Here is a 19,307-nt window from a genome sequence, read left to right as displayed (position 1 = left end):
CCCTTTCTGATAACTCTCGACATCTCATCCGAGGCCCAATGGAATCGCGACCGAGAATGCACCTGAAACGGCACGCAATCATGCTGGCTTCGGCCTTGGCGGCGACATTTGCCGCCACCGGACCGGCTGAGGTGCATCCCCACGTCTTCGCCGAGGCCCGCCTCGACGTGATCCTCTCCCCGGATCACCAAAGTGTGAAAGCGCTGCGTCATCTCTGGCGCTTCGACGATCTCTTCTCCAGCACGGTGATGATGGAGTTCGACAAGAACTCCGACCTGAAGCTCGACGACAACGAGCTCAAGGAAGTCGCCGACACCGTCCACGCCTCGCTGGCCGAGTTCAATTACTTCCAGCTCGTCACCGTGGACGGCAAGGACGTGGCGATGACGCCGCCGCCGCATCTGATGGCCAATTTCGACAACGACCAGTTGATCATCCTGTTCGAGTCCGAACCGAAGGAGCCGATCAAGCTCAACGGCAAGATCGACATCGGCGTCTACGATCCGACGTTCTACACGGCGATCGACTTCACCGAGGACTCCAACATCACGGTTGAAGGCCTGCCGTCGAACTGCACCAGCAAGGTGATCCGTCCGGACCCGGACGAGGCGATCAAGGAAAACCAGAAGACCCTTACCGATGCCTTCTTCAACGATCCGACCGGCACCGACATGAGCAAGATCTTTGCCACCAAGCTCGAACTGACCTGTCAGCCAGAAGGATGAAACCGGTGACGAAACCGTCCCTGCGTTTGGCATTCGGCCTGTTAGCCCTCACTGTTGCCATGATGCATTTTGCCAACTCCGCCCATGCTCAGAGTTCGCTCGGCATCGGCGTCAATGACGGCATCGCGCCCAGCACCGGCCCCTTCGCCCACATCCTGATGTGGATCAATCTGCGGCAGCAGGAATTCTATCGCGCGCTGGCAACCGCGATGAAGGCGATGCGCCAGGACGGCAGCAAGATTTGGATACTCGTCGGCCTGTCCTTCGCCTACGGCATCTTCCATGCCGCCGGCCCCGGTCACGGCAAGGCGGTGATCTCGTCCTACATGGTCGCCAACGAAGTGGCACTACGCCGCGGCATCCTGCTGTCCTTCATCTCGGCGCTGCTGCAAGGCCTCACAGCGGTCGCGGTGATGGGAGTCGCCTATTTCGTCCTGCGCGGCACCTCCGTGTCGATGACGGACGCGGCCTGGTTCATGGAGGTCATGAGCTTTGTCTTCGTCACCCTGTTCGGCGCCTGGCTGCTGTGGCGCAAGCTCGGCCCTGCCGTCCTGCGCCTGTTCGGCAAAGGTCCAGCCTACAGCCTGTCGGCGGCGCACGCCGGCCATTCTCATGGTGGCCATTCGCATGCAGGTCATTCGCATGCGGCCCATGGCCATTCGCACGCCCTGCACGCGCATGACGATCACGACCATGCGCACAGCCATTCGCACGATCATCACGACCATGGTGCGCACGGCCACGATCATGCCCATCACGATCACGCGGCGGGCGAGGTCTGCGACACCTGCGGCCATTCGCATGCGCCCGACCCGGCGCTGCTGTCGGGCGATCGCTTCGACTGGCGCACGGCCTGGTCGGCGGTGGCGGCGGTCGGCATCCGCCCCTGCTCCGGTGCGCTGATCGTGCTCAGCTTCGCGCTTCTCAACGGGCTCTGGCTCGGCGGCCTGCTGTCGGTGCTGGCGATGTCGCTGGGGACCGCGATCACCGTCTCGGCGCTGGCCACACTTGCGGTGACCGCCAAGAACTGGGCCGTGTATTTCGCCGGCGATGGCCGCATGGGCAACCGCATCCACTCGATCGTCGAGATCGGCGGCGCCGCCTTCGTCTTCCTGTTCGGACTGTTGCTTTTGTCGGCAAGCCTGGCGTCAGGCGGGTGATTTTCCCCACCGTGGTGCTGCGGATTTAACCTGCGATCTTGCCGCCGAGCTCATCCTCGATATGCGCGCGGATGATCTCGTCAAAACTCTTTTCGGCGGCAAAGCCGAGCTCCCTTGAGCGCCGCGCCTCGAACCTTGTCGGCCAACCCTTGACGATCGCCCAGATCGTCTCGTCCGGCTCCTCACGGATCAGGCTCGCCGCCTTCGGCCCGGCGATACGCTCCAGCGCCTCGATCTGCTCGCCGACGGTAACGGCGACGCCGGGCATCGTCAGGTTGCGGCGCGGCCCGACGGCGGCGCCATCGATCTGCGCCGCATGGATCAGGAAGTTGACCGCCGAACGCGGGCTCGCGTGGGTGTGCACGACGGAGCGCGGCACCGGCAGGATCGCCTCATGTCCGCTCAAGGGCTCGCGGATGATGCCCGAGAAGAAGCCCGACGCTGCCTTGTTCGGCTTGCCGGGCCGCACGCAGATGGTCGGCAGCCGGATGCCGATGCCGTCGAAGAAACCGCGCCTGGAATAGTCGGCCAGCAGCGCTTCGCTCATCTGCTTCTGCGTGCCGTAGGAGGTCAGCGGCGTCGGATGGAAGTCATCGGGTATGACATCCGGGAACGGTGCACCGAACACCGCGATCGACGAGGTGAAGACGACACGCGGTGCAAAGCCCGCCAGGCGGATGGCATCGAACAGCGCCCGCGTGCCGTCGAGATTGACGCGGTAGCCGAGTTCGAAATTCGCCTCCGCCTCGCCGGACACGATGCCGGCGAGATGGAAGACGACATCGGGGCGCGATGCGACCAGGCGTTCGGTGGCACCCGCCTCGGCAAGATCGCTGGTGTGGAGGGTGATGCTGACCCCGTCCATGACCGGCGCCTGCGGCGGCACGATATCGTGCAGGTCGAGCGCGGTGATCTTGCCGCCGCGCAGCATGCCGTCCTTGGCCAGCCGGGCGATGAGCTTGCGGCCGACCATGCCCGCGGCGCCGGTGATCAGAATGCGCATGTCGAAAATCCCTTGCCTATTTACCCTGGTTTTTGCGTTGGTTGCGCGCGCGCAGCCAGAACACCGAGAAAAACGCTAGCACGAAGACGATGCCGAAGGCGCCGGCCAGCACGGTCGAAAGGCTGCCGAGGGCCAGCATCACGGTCGGCAGATAGTAGGCGCCGATGCCGAACAGAAGCATGATCCACACCGCTGCGATGGCCGCATTCCTGGTGTCACGATCCATCATGACGCGTCCGGGCAGTGGGCGTTCATCAAGCTGGTTTTCAAGGTTTGGAACTCCTGAGGCAGGACCAATCGATCGGTCCTAGTGATGGTGGTCGTGGTGCGCGGCCGCTTCATGCCCGTGCCCGTGGCCGTGCTCGTGGCTATCGTCGGCGCACTGTCCGAATTCCGGTTCCACGGTGGCATGGCTGATGCCGTGCTCGCTGGCAAGCCGCTTCTTGACGGCGCTGACCGCCTGGTGCGCGTCGACGCCCTCGTCGAGACAGGCATGCAGCGTCGCCATGTTGCTGGTTCCGTCGAGCGACCAGACATGCATGTGATGCACTTCGCGGACGCCCCGGACCGTCGCTTCGATGTCCCTGGCGATCAGATCGCGGTCGAGGCTGGGTGGCACACCCTCGAGCAGGACATGGGCGGCGGCGCGCATCAGCGACCACGCCGTATACAGGATCAGCAGCGAGACCAGGACCGACAGGATCGGGTCGATCGGCGTCCAGCCGGTCGTCAGAATGACCAACGCCGCCGCGATGGCGGCGGCTGAGCCGAGCAGATCGCCCAGCACATGCAGGATGGCGCCGCGCATGTTCAGGTTCTCGCGGTCGCCGCCATGCAGCACCAGGAAGGAGCCGATATTGACCAGCAGGCCGAGGATCGCCACCACCAGCATCGGCCCACCAAGCACCGGCGCCGGCGCCCGCAGGCGCCCCCAGGCTTCGTAGACGATCCACAGCGCGATGACGAAGATGGCAATGCCGTTTGTATAGGCCACCAGCGTCTTGACCCTGCCGAAGCCATAGGTGAGGCGAACGGTCGCCGGACGTCCCGCGAGATGAAACGCGTACCAGGCAAGGCCGAGCGCGATCGAATCGGCGAGCATGTGGCCTGCATCGGCCAGCAGCGCCAGCGACCCGGTGAGGATACCGCCAAGCGCTTCGGCGACCATGAAGCCGCCGGTCAGGCAGGCCGCGATAAGCACGCGTTTCTTGTCGGTCGAGCCATGCACATGACCCGGCCCATGATCGTGCCCAGTGTGATCATGCCCGCTGTGATCGTGGGTGTGGGCCAATGGCAACTCCCGTTACGCGCCTGATCTCACGCACCTAACTGCGCGCGAAAATCCTCAAGCCGTCGCTTCTGCTGGCCGTCGCTATCGAAATTGGCCGGATCGAGCCACGCTTCATAGGCTTTGCTTAAGGCTGGCCACTCCTTGTCGATGATCGAATACCATGCCGTATCGCGGTTTTCACCCTTGACGATCAGATGCTGGCGGAAAATGCCCTCGAACTTGAAGCCGAACCGTTCGGCTGCCCGCTTCGACGGCTCGTTGCGGTTGTTGCACTTCCATTCGTAGCGGCGATAGCCGAGTTCGTCGAAGATGTATTTCATGAACAGGAACTGCGCTTCGGTCGCTCCCGGCTTGCGCGAGATGAGCGGGCCCCAATAGATGTTGCCGATCTCGATGACGCCGTAGGCCGGATCGATGCGCATCAGGGTCTGGCGCCCGGCGACCTTGCCGCTGGCCTTGTCGATGACTGCAAAGAACAGCGGATCCTCGCTGGCCTCGACCTTGTCCAGCCAGGGTTGGAAGGCAACGCGGGTTTCAGGCGGATAGTCGGGCAGCCAGGCGAAGCGGCCATCGACATCGGACACGGAAGACGCCTCATAGAGCTCATCGCCGTGTTTTGCGGCGCTCAGCGGTTCAAGCCGGACATAACGGCCGTCGATCGCCTTGCGCTCGGGTCGCGGGCGCGGTTGCCAATCTTTCAGATTTTCCGTCACCGAAAGCTCCAATCCGTTTGACTTTTGCCAGCCGAAGCTCACAAAAACGCGACCCAACAGCAAGAACCACACGGACGGGAAAAATGCTCCACACGATTTCGGCTTTCGACCGTCTCGGCGAGGAAAATGCCTTCGCGGTGCTGGCACGGGCAACAGCACTGGCCCAACAGGGCCGCGACATCGTCAATCTCGGCATCGGCCAGCCCGACTTCAAGACGCCGCAGCACATCGTCGAGGCGGCGATCAAGGCGCTGCGCGACGGCCATCACGGCTACACGCCGGCCAATGGCCTGCTGGCAACGCGCGAGGCGGTGGTGCGGCGCACGCTGACCACCACCGGCGTCGAGATATCGCCTGAAACGGTGATGATCCTGCCCGGCGGCAAGCCGACCATGTTCGCCGCGATCCTGATGTTCGGCGAGCCTGGCGCCGAGATCCTTTATCCCGATCCGGGCTTCCCCATCTACCGCTCGATGATCGAGTTCACCGGTGCGGCACCTATTCCAGTACCCATGCGCGAGGAAAACGGCTTTGCCTTCTCCGCCGAGGAGACGCTGGCGCTGATCACCTCGAAGACCAGGCTGTTGATCCTCAACTCACCTGCCAACCCGACCGGCGGCGTCACGCCGCGGGCCGAGATCGAGAAGCTGGTCAAGGGGCTGGAGGCGCATCCCCAGGTCGCCATCCTCTCCGACGAAATCTACGACGTGATGACCTATGACGGCGAGACGCATTGCTCGCTGCTTGGCTTTCCCGAGATCCGCGACCGGCTGATCGTGCTCAATGGCTGGTCGAAGACCTGGGCGATGACCGGCTGGCGCATGGGCTGGTCGATCTGGCCGAATGGCGACAAGGGCGCTCACCTCTACGACAAGGTGCGCAAGCTGGCGGTCAATTGCTGGTCTTGCGTCAACGCGCCGAGCCAGTTTGCCGGCATCGCGGCCATCGACGGCCCGCAGGACGATGTCGACAAGATGATGCGCGCTTTCGACCGCCGCAGGAAGATCGTGGTCGAGGGATTGAACGCCCTGCCCAACATTACCTGCATCACGCCCAAGGGCGCGTTCTATGCCTTCCCCAACGTCTCGAAGACCGGCTGGAAAGCAAAGAAGCTCGCTTCGACGCTGCTCGACGAGGCCGGCGTGGCATTGATCGGCGGCCCCGATTTCGGCATTCTCGGCGAAGGCTATATCAGGCTCTCCTACGCCAACTCCGAGGAGAACATCTTGCGGGCACTGGAGCGGATCGGAGCGTTCCTGGGCAAGTGAGGCTGTCGGGCCTAGCGACCGGCGCTGGATGTTTGCAATCACGACAGAAGGTGACTCGATGTTTTACGCCATCCTCGCCTACCATGTGGAAGGAGCCATCACCGCGCTGACGCCGGAGCAGGACGCGGCATTGATGGTCGACCTGCTCGAAATTAACGATCGGCTTTACCGTGAAGGCAATCTTGGCCCATCGGCGCGGCTTGGGGCGACCCGGTCGGCCTGCACCTTGCGCGGACCAGGCGACGGAACCGTTTTCGACGGGCCGTTCGCCGAGACGAAGGAACAGCTTCTCGGTCTCTATGTCGTCGACTGCGCGACACGTGACGATGCGATCGTTATCGCCCGCGACCTGCGCCGCGTTAATCCGACCGCCGTCTACGAAATCCGTCCAATCGCGCTCTACCTGCCGGGCGTGCCCTTGGCTGGGAAATAACTATCCACGGCCGACGAACGGCATCTTGGTCGCCATCACCGTCATGAACAGCACGTTGGCGTCGAGCGGCAGGCTGGCCATGTGGACAACGGCGTCGGCAACGTGCTGAACGTCCATCACCGCTTCGGCGGCGATCAAGCCGTTGGCCTGCGGTACGCCGACCGTCATCGGCTGCGCCATGTCGGTCAGCGCATTGCCGATGTCGATTTGCCCGCAGGCAATGTCATAGGGTCTTCCGTCCAGCGCCAGCGTCTTGGTCAGCCCGGTGATGGCATGCTTGGTCGCCGTGTAGGGCACGGAGCCCGGGCGCGGCGCGTAGGCCGACACCGAGCCGTTGTTGATGATGCGGCCGCCCATCGGCCGCTGCTTGCGCATGGCGCCAAAGGCGGCGCGAGCGCACAGGAACGAACCGGTGAGATTGACGCCGACGATATCGTTCCACACCTCGACCGGGATCTCGTCGATGGGCGTCGATTTGTAACCCATGCCGGCGTTGTTGAAGAGCAGGTCGACGCGGCCGAAGGCCGCCGCCACCGTCTCGAACAGATCATCGACCTCGCCGGCCTTGCTGATATCGCAGGCAACCGCCAATGCCTTGGCGTCGGTGCGGCCGGCCTCGGCGACCGCGGCATCCAGCACCGCCTTGCGGCGCCCGCAGAACACTGTGTTCCAGCCGGCCTTGAGCAGCGCCGTGGCGACGCTCTTGCCGATGCCGGTGCCGGCGCCGGTGACGATGGCGGTTCGTTTTACGGTCATGGCTGTTGTCCTCCGGCAGCAACGCGCGCACGCACTATTTTCCGGGTTTGCGCAAGAAGCAAAGGCATCGCAAATGATAGCGGCGATGGCAAGCCGAAGCACAAAGCATGATCCGAAAATTGGAATCCGATTTCTGCTGGAGATCGTGCTCAGGTGAGCAGATCGTGCCGACAAAAAGGGCGGTCATTGGCGACCGCCCTGATCTGAACCGGGCTTGGGAGGAGGAAAAGCCGATCCGACTGCATAAAATCATGCGCTTCCTGAGTTAACGAAAGGTTAACGCCCGAAAGGCCGCCTGTGCCGTTTTGACCTACCAGCGCGGATTGGGTGAAGTCCCGGCCTGGGCCGGCACCTTGGTCGCCGAAACCGTCGCCTCGACATGATCGACCAGCGCATCCGGCAGACCGAGCCGGCCGGCGAGCAGGTCGAGATAGCCGCGCTCGGCGCGTGTGTCGGGATCGATGGTCAGGCGCGACGCGGTGTAGAGTTCGAGCTTCTGCGCATCGGTCTGGGCGCCAGCCACCAGCGCGTCGAGGTCAAGCGGGCTCGCCAGCTCCGCCATCAGGAATTTTTCGGCGTCGGAGCCGATCCCCGAAAGGCTGAGCTTGCCGGCGACCTTCTGGCGCTCGTCATCGTCGATATGGCCGTCGGCCTTCGCCGCCGAGATCATCGCCCGCACCAGGGTCAGCGTGAATTCGTCCTCGCCTTGCGGCGCCTGCGACGGGTGGAAGGCGGTGTCCTTGGGCGGCGGCAGCAATTCAGGCTCGCCGGCTGCCGGCGTCTCGGCCGGAGCATTGCCGGCCTTGTAGTTCTGGTAGGCCTTGTAGGCGAGGCCGCCGATCGCGGCCAATCCACCGAGCTTCACCGCGGTACCCGTCATCTGGCGGCCGGCACCGGTTCCGAGCAGCACCGCAGCGAGCGCTCCAGCGGCCAGCGGATTGTCCTTGGCCATCTGCACCGCCTGGCCCGCCTTGTCGCGAACGGTGCCACTGGTGCCGGGGATTTGCGAGCCGAGCAGATCGTCGAGAAGCTTCTTGGGATCGAACATTCAGTGCCTCCAGGATTTGCCCGGCCGGACGGGCAGGTTTCGAACGTCGAAGACGTAGGTCCCGAACCCTTGCATTACAATGACAAACCGTCGCTTTGCCGTAGCTGTCGATAACAGAGCGGACCTACGATCCGATGTGCGGACCCCTGCCCCGCGCCTGCGCAAGCTCGACCTGCCGCTGACGCTCGGCATAACGCTGGCGGTCCATGTCCGAACGCGCATCGAAGCAATGCGGGCACGAAACACCGGCGGCAAATTTAGGCGATGTCAGGTCGCTCGGCGTCAGCGGATGGCGGCAGGCTCGGCAGAGTTCCGCCTCGCCCTCGGCAAGTCCGTGCGACACCGAAACCCGCTCGTCGAAGACGAAGCACTCGCCTTGCCAGAGGCTCTGTTCGGCCGGAACCTCCTCGAGGTATTTGAGGATGCCGCCCTTGAGATGAAAGACATCCTCGAAGCCGAGCGATTTGACATAGGCGGTCGCCTTTTCGCAGCGTATGCCGCCGGTGCAGAACATCGCGACCTTGCGGCCTTCGAACTCCGCCCGGTGCGCTTCCACCCAGGCCGGGAACTCGCGAAAGCTTGCGGTGACGGGGTCGATCGCGCCCTTGAAGGTGCCGATCGACACCTCGTAGGCGTTGCGCGTGTCGATGATAACAGTGTCGGGCTCGGAAATCAGCGCATTCCAGTCGGCTGGCGCGACATAGGTTCCGGCGCTCGTCGCCGGATCAATATCGGCGACGCCCATGGTGACGATCTCGCGCTTCAGCCGCACCTTCATACGATGGAACGGCATTTCCGCGGCGACGCTGTATTTGACCTCGAGGCCGGCGAGCCCTTCGACGGCTTCGAGATACTCGATCAGTTCGCCGATCGCCGTTTCGCTGCCGGCGACGGTGCCGTTGATGCCTTCATGCGCCAGAAGCAGCGTGCCCTTGATGCCGCGCCCGCAACAGAAGGCAGTGAGCGGCGCGCGCAGCTCCTCGAAGGCGTCGAGCCGGGCAAACCGGTAGAGCGCGGCGACGCGAAAGGGCAGAAGTGATATCATTGCCGAAGCCACTAAACGCTCACGCAAGCCGATTCAAGGCAGAGCCGGAATCCAGGCAAGTACCGGCCGCGCGTGACATCGCGACACGCTTCGTTTCATGGACAGAAAAACACCCGTCTGCTAATCGGTTGGATTGCCGTCAAGCGCGTCGCGCCGAAACCAATTCATGCGACACGCCTTAGTTAGGATACGGAGAGCAGATGCCCAGCAAGACCGAAAAACTCCTGTCGCTTCTCAACGGCCAGCCGGTCATCCCGGTGTTGAAGATCGCCAATGTCGCCGACGCCGTGCCGCTGGCCCGCGCCCTGGCACGCGGCGGCCTGCCGGCGATCGAGATCACGCTGCGGACCGCCGACGCGCTTGAGGCGATCCGGCGTGTGGCTGGTGAGGTCGAGGAAGCCATCGTTGGCGCCGGCACCATTCTCGATATCAGGCAGTTCGAAGAGGCAGCGAGCGCAGGCTCGCGATTCATCGTCAGCCCCGGCATTACCCGCGAGCTTCTGGCGGCAGCCGCCGACAGCGATGTTCCGCTGCTGCCCGGCGCCATCACGCCCGGCGAGATCATGGCCGCACGGGAAGCCGGCTTGCGCTTTCTCAAATTCTTCCCGGCCGAGCAGTCGGGCGGCATCGCTTCACTGAAGGCCTTCGCCTCGCCGCTCGCCGATGTGAAATTCTGCCCAACCGGCGGCATCACCGGCAAGAACGCAGCCGACTATCTCAGCCTGCCCAATGTCATCTGCGTCGGCGGCTCCTGGGTGGCGCCCGACGAAATGGTCAAGGCCGGCAGGTGGGACGAGATCGAAGCCCTGGCTCGCGCGGCGAGCAAGCTCGCGAAATAAGGCCTTCGTCACGGCATGAAAAACCGGCCGACTTGCGTCGAGCGAGTCGCGGTTTTCCTGTTGCAAGCAGGATCCGTCGCAGGTTTCGAGCCGTCCACGATCACTGCAATGTCAGACCGGGTGGTCTCGCAGCAAAAAGCCGCGCCGGTTGCCCGGCGCGGCTTTGTCGATTGCTGATCGCTTACTTGGTCTGGAAGCGGGCGACCGAGAGGAACTTGACGGCATTGCCGGTGAAGCGGTTGGCGTCGGCCAGTTGGTAGCCCTGCTGGAAGCCGGCCGTGTAGACCTCGCTCGGCGCCGTGTGCACGATGCTGTAGGCGTAGCCCGGCGCCGTCGTCGCGCTGGAAACGGTGGCGACATTCTCACCGCTGGTCAGTGCCCAGCGGGCGGCCTGCGGTGCGGCGGCAACCACCATCGCCTTGGGGCCTGGCTTCAGGTCGCGCGCGGTGGCTCTCGATTCCTTGCGGGTGGTCTTCACGCCGGCGCCGATCGCGGCGGCCGGATCGGAGCCGGCCGGGCGGGCAACGACAGCCTCGCGCGGCGATGCGGCATCGTTACCCGACGGATCGTTGAAGGCCGAACGCGGCTCGGACGCGGACAAGGAAGCAACCTGGTATTCGTCGGCCGCGCCGACCTGGGCATTGGCCTCGTCGAGAACGGCCTTGACGGCGTCCGGCTGGGCCATCTCGGGGCGCGCCGTCGGCAGCACCGAGAACGCATCGGTCCCGGTCTTGCCGTGCTCAGCCGTATCGGCCAGCGCCATCAGCACAGTCTTGCTGGGCGACGCAGCCAGAGCGGCTGGCAGCGAAGTGTCGGGGCGCCATGTCGGCAACGGTATGTTGTTGACGGCAATTTGGGCCGGATCAGCCGAAGCCGTTGCATCGGCCATGCCGAAAGGAACGGTCGCCGGCGCCTGTGCGGTCGCCACGGCCTGCTCGGTTGTGGCTGTCGCGTCCGCCATCCCAAAAGGAACGTTTTCAGGCGGCTGAGCGCCGACATCGGCCTTCGGTCGTGGTGCGAAATCAGGCAACGGAACGCTGCGTGCAGGCAATGCCGCTATGATCGTCTCCGGCGTGTCCTGTTCCGGCTCGGGGGCCTGCTCCTCGGTCACCTGCGGAACCGCGGCGCGCTGCGCGTTCTCCGGCGCCACGATGGCGATGCCCGGGAGGTTGCTGGTCTTGGCTGCCGCGGCCGGCTTCAAGTTTCTCGCCTTGGGCGGAGGTGCGGCCGAAGCGGTCTCGACATCGGCGCTGTCGTCGGCCTCGTCGTCGCCGCCGCCAAAAAAGGCCGATAGGAACCCGCCTGATTTCTTGCCGCTACCACCGGCGCTGGCCAACTCGATGGCCGGCGAGCCCGAACCCTTGCGCGCCTTGTAGGAGGCGAGCGCCTGCTCAAAGCCGGGCAGCGGCCTGCCGTCGCTCGGCACATGCAGCGTCTTGCCATTGGGGAACAGGCTGACCAGTTCCTGGCGGCTGATGCCGGGCCAATGGCGCACATTGCCGACATCCATATGGACGAACGGCGAACCGGAGGACGGATAGTAGCCGATGCCGCCGCCCTGCATCTTGAGACCGATATTGCGCAGCTTCTTCAGCGGCACGCCGGGAATGTAGAAGTCCATCGCCTTGCCGAGCATGTGCTGGCTCTTCTCGGCGACGCCCCGGCTGCGGCTGCGCAGCATCGAGTTCGTCGACGGCGAGCGATAGCCGCAGACGACCTGGATGTAGTCCGTGGCGCCAGCTTCCCGGTACGCTTCCCAGACCAGATCGAGCAGACGCGGATCCATCTTGGTCGGCTCGTTGCGACGCCAATCGCGCAGAATGATGTTGATCTTCCTGAGACCCTCCGGGACGTAGCGGCCGTTGCGCTTGTAGACGATCTCGGCCTTTTCGTGTGTGTGGAGGTGATAAAGCTTCAGCGAACGTGTTTCGGCGTTGGCTCCAGTCCCAGCCGCGGCGACAAAACCAAATGCGACAATCAACGCCGCCAGCCACTTCGGCCAGACGCTCACTTGATGGTGCCGCCCGTTCGTGTGTCGTTCGATTCTGTTCAAATCAAAAGGCCTTGCAGGCTGCCGTTTGTCCCCGGATTTGTCCAAACGGATGTGTCGTGGTCACATCCGAATATCGATCCTAATGGTTAATCATCGCTTATTGAAGTCGAAATGCGGTAACACCGTGGCGATATCCCGTCAAAAATTGTACACAGGGTTACTTGGTAAACCACTGGTTTAGATCATGTTTCCGCCTTTGCGCGGAACACGATCTGTTACCGTTAGCCTTAATGCGTGAACAGCGTTGTGCCGCCACAATCCGCCAACGGCCGGTATACGGCCTATTGTGGCATTGCGGACTGGCGCCGGCCTTGTGCCTCAGGAAGCGAGCCGGTCGACGCGGCCGGTCTCGGGATCGATGCCGTATTCCTTGAGCTTGCGATAGAGCGTCGAGCGGCCGATGCCGAGTCGGCGGGCGACTTCGCTCATCTGGCCGTTGTAGTGATCGATGGCGAGCTTGATCATCTCAAGTTCGACATCGGCCAGCGCGCGTACATTGCCGCGATCGTCGAGCGCCCGCAACGTGCCGAAGCGGGGCGGCAACCTGGCCGGCGCATCGGACCCGGTTGCCGGGCTAACCTCGCCGGGCAAGGCTTCTTCTTCGTACCCCTCCGGAGGCAGGGACGGCGACGGCGCATCGTCGTCCGTGTCGAGGTTGACGGTGCCTTCCACCTGCGCCCGGATCTGCGGGAAGTCCTCCGTGGTCAGCACATCGCCTTCGCAAAGCACCGAGGCCCGGAAGACGGCATTTTCGAGCTGCCGGATGTTTCCGGGCCAGTCATAGGCCTGCAGCACGGCGAGCGCCGCGGCCGAAATGCCTTGCAGGCGGCGACGCGGGTCGGCCGGCGCGACCTTGTCCATGAAATGGCTGACCAGATAGGGGATGTCGTCGCGGCGGTCGCGCAGCGGCGGTACGAAGATCGGGTAGACGTTCAACCGATAGAACAGATCCTCGCGGAACTTGCCGTCCTTGACCTGCTGCAGGAGGTTGCGGTGCGTCGCCGAAATCAGCCTGATGTCGACCCTGACGGTCGAGCGCCCGCCGACCGGGTCGACCTCCCCGTCCTGCACGGCGCGCAACAGCTTGACCTGCACGTCGAGCGGCAGGTCGCCGATCTCGTCGAGAAACAGCGTGCCGGAATGCGCTTCGACGAATTTTCCGGTGTGCTTGTCGGTCGCGCCGGTGAATGAGCCCTTCTCGTGGCCGAACAGGATCGATTCGACCAGATTGTCGGGAATGGCGCCGCAATTGACGGTGACGAAGGGTTTCGAGCGGCGGTCGCCGCTGCCCTGGATGGCGCGCGCCACCAGCTCCTTGCCGACGCCGGACTCGCCCTCGATCAGGATCGGAATGTTGGATGCCGCCGCTTTCTGGCCGAGGCGGATCACCCTGTCCATGGCCGGGCTGTGCGTGATCATGTCCTTGAAGGTCAGAAGGCCGCTGCGCCGGCGCGACGTGCGCTTGACCTCGCCCTCGACGGCCTCGACCTTGAGCGCATTGCCGATCGACGCCTGCAGTCTGTCCGGAGACGCCGGCTTGACGACGAAATCGAAGGCGCCGTGACGCATCGCCGAGACCACGGTCTCGATGCCGCCCTGGGCGGTCTGCACGATGGCCGGGACATTTATGTCGCGCTCGCGCATCGCCTTCAGCACGCCGATGCCGTCGAGACCGGGCATGACCAGATCGAGGATGACCACCGAAACCTCGCGGGCGCTGGGCCCGTCGAGGACATCGAGAGCAGCCGCGCCGCCATCGACGACGATGGCCGTGTAACCGAACCGAGTCACCGCCGCTTCGAGCAGCCGGCGCTGCACGGGATCGTCATCGACTATGAGTATGGAACCTGTCATGACTGGTATGACTGCCCGCCCGAGGAATTCTGCCCTGTGGACCATCTTGGCACAGGGTTCTAAATAAGGTTTCAAAAAACCCGGTGAATGAATTCCTTAGGATTTGACCGGCTTCTCGTTTCCCCTTGAACCTTGGCCACGGAAGGTGTCGGCGATGCACATGGTTTCTGGGCACACGGTTTCCGCTCGGCGGCTTGCGGCGCCAGCGTCCGGCCAGGGCGCGGCCGAGCTTGGCGACCTGCCGGAATGGAACCTTGCCGACCTCTATGCCGGCATGGACGCGCCGGAGCTGAAGCGCGATATCGCCAAGGCGGCCACCGATGCGATCAGCTTCGAGAGCCGCTGGAAGGGCACGCTGGCCGCCGAGGCCGAGCGCGGCAGCGGAGGCAGGCTGGGCGAGGCGCTTGTCGCCTACGAGGCACTGGAGGAACTGATCGGCCGCATCGTCTCCTATGCGGGACTGGTCTATGCCGGCAACACCGCCGACCCGCAGCGCGCCAAGCTCTATGGCGACATCCAGGAGAAGATGACCGACGCCAGCGCGCACCTTCTGTTCTTCGCGCTCGAACTCAACCTGATCGATGATGCCGCCATCGAAGGCGCGCTCGCCGGCGATCCCGCATTCGGCCACTATCGGCCGTGGGTGCTCGATCTGCGCAAGGACAAGCCCTACCAGCTCGAGGACCGTGTCGAGCAGCTCTTCCACGAAAAATCGATCACCGGGCGCGGTGCCTGGAACCGACTGTTCGACGAGACGATGACAGATCTTCGCTTCGCCATCGACGGCGAGGAACTGACGCTGGAGCCGGCGCTGAACCGCCTGCAGGACGCCGATAGCGAGGTGCGCCGCCGGGCGTCCGAGGCGCTGGCCACGACCTTCCGCAAGAATTTGCGCACTTTCACGCTGATCACCAACACGCTGACCAAGGACAAGGAAATTTCAGACCGTTGGCGCGGCTTCGAGGACATCGCCGATTCACGCCATCTCGCCAACCGCGTCGAGCGCGGCGTGGTGGATGCCCTGGCGTCCGCCGTGCGCGATGCCTATCCGCGCCTGTCGCACCGCTACTACGCGATGAAGGCGCGGTGGCTCGGCATGGAGGTTATGAACCACTGGGACCGCAACGCGCCGTTGCCGGATACGCCTCAGGCGATCATCGGCTGGGACGAGGCCAGGAACACCGTGCTGTCCGCCTATCAGCGCTTTTCGCCCGACATGGCGGAGATCGCGCGAACCTTCTTCGACCACAACTGGATCGACGCGCCGGTGCGTCCGGGCAAGTCGCCCGGCGCCTTCGCGCATCCGACCGTGCCGTCGGCGCATCCCTATGTGCTGCTCAACTACATGGGCAAGCCGCGCGATGTGATGACGCTGGCGCACGAACTTGGCCATGGCGTGCATCAGGTGCTGGCCAGCGGCCAGGGCGCGCTGATGGCCTCGACGCCACTGACACTGGCCGAGACGGCGTCCGTCTTCGGCGAGATGCTGACCTTCCGCTCGCTGCTCGACCAGACCACCGACAGGCGCGAGCGCAAGGCCATGCTCGCCCAGAAGGTCGAGGACATGATCAACACGGTCGTGCGCCAGATCGCCTTCTATGAATTCGAGCGCAAGGTGCATGCCGAGCGCAAGAACGGCGAACTGACCTCCGACAGGCTCGGCCAGTTCTGGCTCGAAGTGCAGGCCGAAAGCCTGGGTCCGGCGATCAAGCTGCGCGAAGGCTACGAGGTGTTCTGGACCTACATCCCGCACTTCATCCATTCGCCCTTCTATGTCTATGCCTATGCTTTCGGCGACTGCCTGGTGAACTCGCTCTATGCGGTCTACCAGAACGCCGAGCGCGGCTTTCAGGACAAGTATTTCGAAATGCTCCGCGCCGGCGGCACCAAGCATCATTCAGAGCTTCTGGCGCCCTTCGGCCTTGACGCCACCGACCCCGCCTTCTGGCAGATCGGGCTTGGCGTCATCAGCGGCCTGATCGACGAGTTGGAAGTGCTCGACACGTGAAATGCGTCCCGCGGGCGTCACCAAACAGTTTAGCCGGAATGCACATTGGTATGGCTGTATTCTTGCTCTAAATATCTGTTCTTGAAGTACTCTCCACCGAAGTTTTTCCGATAGCTTTCCACGAGCTCTATGATAGCCTTCGCTACAAGCTCAGCCGGAGCGCATGCGGATCTGCGAGGAAATATCTCAGCCGGCCGTAGCACTCAGGCGAACGCGACGATGGCCGTTGGCCATGGCAAGCAAGGCCGATTGCCGACAGCTCGAACCGAAGCCGGCTGTTCCGCGAACCGCGGAACCACCATCGAGTAGTCCTTCGCCGAAGGTCATGACCCCACGGCAGACGGATCTGACTGGAGAGACACAATGGGCACTTTTTTCTACATGCTCCTGGCGTTCCTGGTAGGCGTGCTGGTGGGCTGGTTCCTGTGGGGCCGCCTGCGCGGTGAGTTGGACAGCTTGCGTGGCGACATCGACCGCACACGCGGCGAGCGCGACAGACTGCGCGCCGACAGCGACCGGCTGACCGGTGAACTCAATGCATGCGGCAAGACTCGCGCCGACCTTGAGCGCCGGCTGCGCGATGCGCAGGCAGCACCCGCTGCCAGTGCCAAGACAAACGCTGCCCCCTCGGCCGTGATGTCGACACCTTCGACGGCCAAATCCGCGCCCGTAAAGCCGGCGCCTGCCAAACGGGCGGCCGCGAAGGCCGCCCCTGCAAAGGCGGTGGCTGCGAAATCGGCGGCGCCAAAGCCGGCAGCGTCGAAACCTGCGGTCAAGTCCGCGGCGAGCAAGCCGGCAGCCGCGGCCTCGGCAGCCAAGAATTCGACCGCACCAAAGGAAGCCCCAGCCAGGAAAGCCGCACCGGCACCGGCCAAGCCAGCATCCGGCAAGCCTGACAATCTGCGTCGGCTGATCGGCATTGGGCCGGTCAACGAGAAGCTGCTCAAGGCGCAAGGCGTCACCAGCTTCGCCCAGATCGCCAGCTGGACAGCCGCCGATGTCAAGCGGATCGAGGACGTGATGAATTTCGACGGCCGCATCGCACGCGAGCGCTGGATCGAGCAGGCCAAGCTGCTCGCCGCCGGCAACGAAAAGGAATTCGCCAAGCAGTTTCCAACTGCGGGAACCGCCAGCAACACTTGAGCGGCAGAGGCAATATTGTTGCAAACGGCGGTGCCCAGGGCGCCGCCGTTTTGTTTTTGGCCCGCAATATTGACCCGGAAATGGCCTTGAGATCGGCCCCAAGGTCGGCTTTGAGTGGCAGCGTGCCGTTCCCTCGATTGCGCGCGAGCGGCCCCCCATATAGAGCGGTCGACGGCTTCATCGACCGCAGCATCCGAGTCCCATGTCCGTGCCCGCCGCCATTTTCCGCAACGACGAAAGCGCGCGCCAGCTCGTTTTCGACCGGCCGGCCGATGTCATCTTGGCGCATGAGGCAAGGGATTTCCTGCCGGCACTGGAAGCAGCGCAAGCCGCGCACGACGCCGGCAAATGGCTTGCCGGCTATTTCTCCTATGAGGCGGGGTATCTGCTGGAACCCAAGCTCGTTCCCTTGCTGCCGGACGGGCGCCGCGCTCCGCTCGTGTGCCTTGGCGTTTTCGATGCGCCGGTCGAAGAGGCGGTGCCGCCCCGCAACACCGCGGCGACCAATGGCCCGATCTTCGACGCCCGCGCGACGTGGTCGCCCAAGGACTACGAGAAGCGCTTCTCGCGGCTGCACCAGCACATCAGGCAGGGCGATTGCTACCAGGGCAATTTGACCTTTCCGGTGCATGCGCAATGGTCAGGCGACCCGCTGGCCGCCTTCGATGCGCTGACCGAACGCCAGCCGGTAAAGTATGGCGCGCTCGTCGCGCTCGGTGAACCCATCGTGCTGTCGCGCTCGCCGGAACTCTTTTTCGAGATCGACGCCGGGGGCATGATCGAGACGCATCCGATGAAGGGCACGGCGTCCCGCGGCGCGACCAAGGCCGAGGACGAGCGGCAGAAGATCTTCCTACGCAACGACGAGAAGAACCAGGCCGAAAACCGCATGATCGTCGATCTCCTGCGCAACGATATCTCGCTGATCAGCGAGGTCGGCACGCTGGACGTGCCGGCGCTGTTCCGCATCGAAACCTATCCGACCGTCCATCAGATGGTGAGCGATGTCAGGGCCAAACTGCTTCCGGGTCTCTCCATCCGCCAGATCTTTGCGGCGCTGTTTCCTTGCGGCTCGATCACCGGCGCGCCAAAGATTCGCGCCATGGAAATCCTGCACGATCTGGAAGGCACGCCGCGCGATGTCTATTGTGGCGCCATCGGCTGGATCGCGCCCGGCGGCACGATGCGCTTTTCCGTGGCGATCCGCACGATCTCGCTCTTTTCCGGCGGCGAGGCCGTCTACAATGTCGGTGGCGGCGTCGTCTTCGATTCGACGGCGCGGGAGGAGTATCAGGAGTGTCTGCTGAAAGCGCGCTTCGCGACGGGAACACCGCCGATTTCCAGCTGATCGAGACCATGCGCTGGGAACCCGGCTCGGGCTTCCTGCGCTTCGATCGTCATCTCGCCCGCCTCTACGGCTCGGCGGCTGAGCTCGGCTTCCGCTATGATCCGGGCAAGGTCGGCGAGGCGCTGAGCAGCGCGGTCAGCGGGTCCGGCATTGCCATGCGCACCCGCCTCGTCCTGTCGCATGACGGCAAGGTGACCGCCTCGGCACACCCCTACGAACCGCTCGCCGCCGACAAGGTCTGGTTGCTGCGGCTGGCGCGAACGAGGCTCGATTCGCACGATCCGCTGCTGCGCCACAAGACCAGCCGGCGGCAGCTCTACACGCACGCCCGCGCCGAATATCTCATCACCCAGGCCGACGAGGTGATCCTGGCCAACGAGCGCGGCGAAATCTGTGAAGGCACCATCACCAATGTCTTCGCCGATTTTCGGCGACGGCGCGCTGGCGACGCCCCGGCTCGACTGCGGCCTGCTGCCTGGCGTATTGCGCGCCGAGCTTCTGGATGAAGGCCGCGCCCGTGAAGCGATCTACAGCTTGGACGATCTGAAATCCGCAAGGACGCTGTTCGTCGGCAATTCGCTGCGCGGACTGATTCCGGCCAAACTTACCTGAGAGAAGCC

At 64.0% G+C, this 19,307-nt stretch carries 17 protein-coding genes and 1 pseudogene; 9 read left to right on the top strand and 9 right to left on the bottom strand.

The features are described 5' to 3' along the window. Positions 1-56 precede the first annotated feature (56 nt). Together NKH19_RS01515 and NKH19_RS01510 are read left to right on the top strand one after the other, a co-directional pair. Complete coding sequence (locus NKH19_RS01515; RefSeq protein WP_352863322.1) at positions 57-725, top strand: DUF1007 family protein; 669 nt, start codon at positions 57-59, stop codon at positions 723-725. After that, positions 722-1,885 (top strand): nickel/cobalt transporter, encoded by a 1,164-nt coding sequence (locus NKH19_RS01510; protein ID WP_352863320.1) that lies wholly within the window; start codon positions 722-724, stop codon positions 1,883-1,885. The genes NKH19_RS01515 and NKH19_RS01510 overlap by 4 nt, the downstream gene beginning before the upstream one ends. 25 nt (positions 1,886-1,910) lie before the next feature. Here NKH19_RS01510 and denD read toward each other — a convergent pair whose 3' ends face one another. The 4 genes from denD to NKH19_RS01490 form a co-directional block, all read right to left on the bottom strand. Next, the gene (gene denD / locus NKH19_RS01505; RefSeq protein WP_352863318.1) at positions 1,911-2,888 is read right to left on the bottom strand and encodes a D-erythronate dehydrogenase; all 978 of its coding nucleotides are present in this window, start codon (positions 2,886-2,888) and stop codon (positions 1,911-1,913) included. A gap of 16 nt (positions 2,889-2,904) precedes the next feature. Beyond that, positions 2,905-3,117, bottom strand: coding sequence for a hypothetical protein (locus tag NKH19_RS01500; RefSeq protein WP_352632630.1), 213 nt, complete (start codon positions 3,115-3,117; stop codon positions 2,905-2,907). Between the two features lie 78 nt (positions 3,118-3,195). After that, on the bottom strand, positions 3,196-4,179 hold the full coding sequence (locus NKH19_RS01495) for a cation diffusion facilitator family transporter (RefSeq protein WP_352863316.1): 984 nt from the start codon (positions 4,177-4,179) through the stop codon (positions 3,196-3,198). Between the two features lie 26 nt (positions 4,180-4,205). Then, a complete protein-coding gene (locus NKH19_RS01490; protein ID WP_352863314.1) occupies positions 4,206-4,892 on the bottom strand; it encodes a GNAT family N-acetyltransferase in 687 nt (228 codons plus the stop codon). 83 nt (positions 4,893-4,975) lie between these two features. On the opposite strand from NKH19_RS01490, the gene NKH19_RS01485 reads away from it, so the two are divergent. Both NKH19_RS01485 and NKH19_RS01480 read left to right on the top strand, forming a co-directional pair. Then, complete coding sequence (locus tag NKH19_RS01485; RefSeq protein WP_352863312.1) at positions 4,976-6,160, top strand: pyridoxal phosphate-dependent aminotransferase; 1,185 nt, start codon at positions 4,976-4,978, stop codon at positions 6,158-6,160. A 58-nt stretch (positions 6,161-6,218) separates the two neighbouring features. Further along, entirely contained in the window at positions 6,219-6,593 is a 375-nt protein-coding gene (locus tag NKH19_RS01480; RefSeq protein ID WP_352863310.1) for a YciI family protein, read from the top strand. Here NKH19_RS01480 and NKH19_RS01475 read toward each other — a convergent pair whose 3' ends face one another. The 3 genes from NKH19_RS01475 to trhO all read right to left on the bottom strand — a co-directional run bounded on the left by NKH19_RS01475 (position 6,594) and on the right by trhO (position 9,442). After that, a complete protein-coding gene (locus NKH19_RS01475) occupies positions 6,594-7,349 on the bottom strand; it encodes an SDR family oxidoreductase (RefSeq protein WP_352863308.1) in 756 nt (251 codons plus the stop codon). It lies immediately after the preceding gene. Positions 7,350-7,659: 310 nt separating this feature from the next. Next, positions 7,660-8,397, bottom strand: a complete 738-nt coding sequence (locus NKH19_RS01470) for a tellurite resistance TerB family protein (RefSeq protein ID WP_352863306.1) — start codon at positions 8,395-8,397, stop codon at positions 7,660-7,662. Positions 8,398-8,521: 124 nt separating this feature from the next. Continuing rightward, the gene (gene trhO / locus NKH19_RS01465; protein WP_352863304.1) at positions 8,522-9,442 is read right to left on the bottom strand and encodes an oxygen-dependent tRNA uridine(34) hydroxylase TrhO; all 921 of its coding nucleotides are present in this window, start codon (positions 9,440-9,442) and stop codon (positions 8,522-8,524) included. Positions 9,443-9,642: 200 nt separating this feature from the next. Between trhO and NKH19_RS01460 the strand changes: the two genes are divergently transcribed. Further along, the gene (locus NKH19_RS01460) at positions 9,643-10,281 is read left to right on the top strand and encodes a 2-dehydro-3-deoxy-phosphogluconate aldolase (RefSeq protein ID WP_352863303.1); all 639 of its coding nucleotides are present in this window, start codon (positions 9,643-9,645) and stop codon (positions 10,279-10,281) included. 181 nt (positions 10,282-10,462) lie between these two features. On the opposite strand, the gene NKH19_RS01455 is transcribed toward NKH19_RS01460, so the two are convergent. Both NKH19_RS01455 and NKH19_RS01450 read right to left on the bottom strand, forming a co-directional pair. Beyond that, a complete protein-coding gene (locus tag NKH19_RS01455; protein WP_352863301.1) occupies positions 10,463-12,292 on the bottom strand; it encodes a peptidoglycan L,D-endopeptidase MepK in 1,830 nt (609 codons plus the stop codon). A gap of 360 nt (positions 12,293-12,652) precedes the next feature. Further along, positions 12,653-14,188 carry a sigma-54-dependent transcriptional regulator gene (locus tag NKH19_RS01450; RefSeq protein WP_352863299.1) on the bottom strand — a complete coding sequence of 512 codons (1,536 nt, stop codon included), beginning with the start codon at positions 14,186-14,188 and terminating at the stop codon, positions 12,653-12,655. Positions 14,189-14,348: 160 nt separating this feature from the next. On the opposite strand from NKH19_RS01450, the gene NKH19_RS01445 reads away from it, so the two are divergent. From NKH19_RS01445 to NKH19_RS01430, 4 genes and pseudogenes are all read left to right on the top strand, one after another. Beyond that, positions 14,349-16,196: a M3 family oligoendopeptidase gene (locus NKH19_RS01445; protein ID WP_352863298.1), complete on the top strand. Its 1,848-nt coding sequence runs from the start codon at positions 14,349-14,351 to the stop codon at positions 16,194-16,196. 363 nt (positions 16,197-16,559) lie between these two features. Further along, entirely contained in the window at positions 16,560-17,339 is a 780-nt protein-coding gene (locus tag NKH19_RS01440) for a helix-hairpin-helix domain-containing protein (protein ID WP_352863297.1), read from the top strand. A gap of 202 nt (positions 17,340-17,541) precedes the next feature. Beyond that, positions 17,542-18,687, top strand: coding sequence for an aminodeoxychorismate synthase component I (locus NKH19_RS01435; RefSeq protein WP_352863295.1), 1,146 nt, complete (start codon positions 17,542-17,544; stop codon positions 18,685-18,687). Then, positions 18,636-19,299: pseudogene (locus tag NKH19_RS01430) on the top strand (aminotransferase class IV family protein). The gene NKH19_RS01435 and the pseudogene NKH19_RS01430 overlap by 52 nt, the downstream one beginning before the upstream one ends. Positions 19,300-19,307 lie beyond the last annotated feature (8 nt).

This window comes from Mesorhizobium sp. M1338, from assembly GCF_040318045.1.
Classification (GTDB): Bacteria; Pseudomonadota; Alphaproteobacteria; order Rhizobiales; family Rhizobiaceae; genus Mesorhizobium.
The sequence above is the reverse complement of the archived record's forward strand: the minus strand, read 5'-3'. Positions and strand labels throughout refer to the sequence as shown.

Bases quoted from the DNA above. Each gene is read 5' to 3' on its own strand.
- NKH19_RS01510 (WP_352863320.1), top strand. From the start codon at position 722: ATGAAACCGGTGACGAAACCGTCCCTGCGTTTGGCATTCGGCCTGTTA.
- trhO (WP_352863304.1), bottom strand. From the start codon at position 9,442: ATGATATCACTTCTGCCCTTTCGCGTCGCCGCGCTCTACCGGTTTGCC.
- NKH19_RS01470 (WP_352863306.1), bottom strand. From the start codon at position 8,397: ATGTTCGATCCCAAGAAGCTTCTCGACGATCTGCTCGGCTCGCAAATC.
- NKH19_RS01435 (WP_352863295.1), top strand. From the start codon at position 17,542: ATGTCCGTGCCCGCCGCCATTTTCCGCAACGACGAAAGCGCGCGCCAG.
- denD (WP_352863318.1), bottom strand. From the start codon at position 2,888: ATGCGCATTCTGATCACCGGCGCCGCGGGCATGGTCGGCCGCAAGCTC.
- NKH19_RS01450 (WP_352863299.1), bottom strand. From the start codon at position 14,188: ATGACAGGTTCCATACTCATAGTCGATGACGATCCCGTGCAGCGCCGG.
- NKH19_RS01445 (WP_352863298.1), top strand. From the start codon at position 14,349: ATGGTTTCTGGGCACACGGTTTCCGCTCGGCGGCTTGCGGCGCCAGCG.
- NKH19_RS01440 (WP_352863297.1), top strand. From the start codon at position 16,560: ATGGGCACTTTTTTCTACATGCTCCTGGCGTTCCTGGTAGGCGTGCTG.
- NKH19_RS01475 (WP_352863308.1), bottom strand. From the start codon at position 7,349: ATGACCGTAAAACGAACCGCCATCGTCACCGGCGCCGGCACCGGCATC.
- NKH19_RS01485 (WP_352863312.1), top strand. From the start codon at position 4,976: ATGCTCCACACGATTTCGGCTTTCGACCGTCTCGGCGAGGAAAATGCC.
- NKH19_RS01480 (WP_352863310.1), top strand. From the start codon at position 6,219: ATGTTTTACGCCATCCTCGCCTACCATGTGGAAGGAGCCATCACCGCG.
- NKH19_RS01515 (WP_352863322.1), top strand. From the start codon at position 57: ATGCACCTGAAACGGCACGCAATCATGCTGGCTTCGGCCTTGGCGGCG.
- NKH19_RS01500 (WP_352632630.1), bottom strand. From the start codon at position 3,117: ATGATGGATCGTGACACCAGGAATGCGGCCATCGCAGCGGTGTGGATC.
- NKH19_RS01460 (WP_352863303.1), top strand. From the start codon at position 9,643: ATGCCCAGCAAGACCGAAAAACTCCTGTCGCTTCTCAACGGCCAGCCG.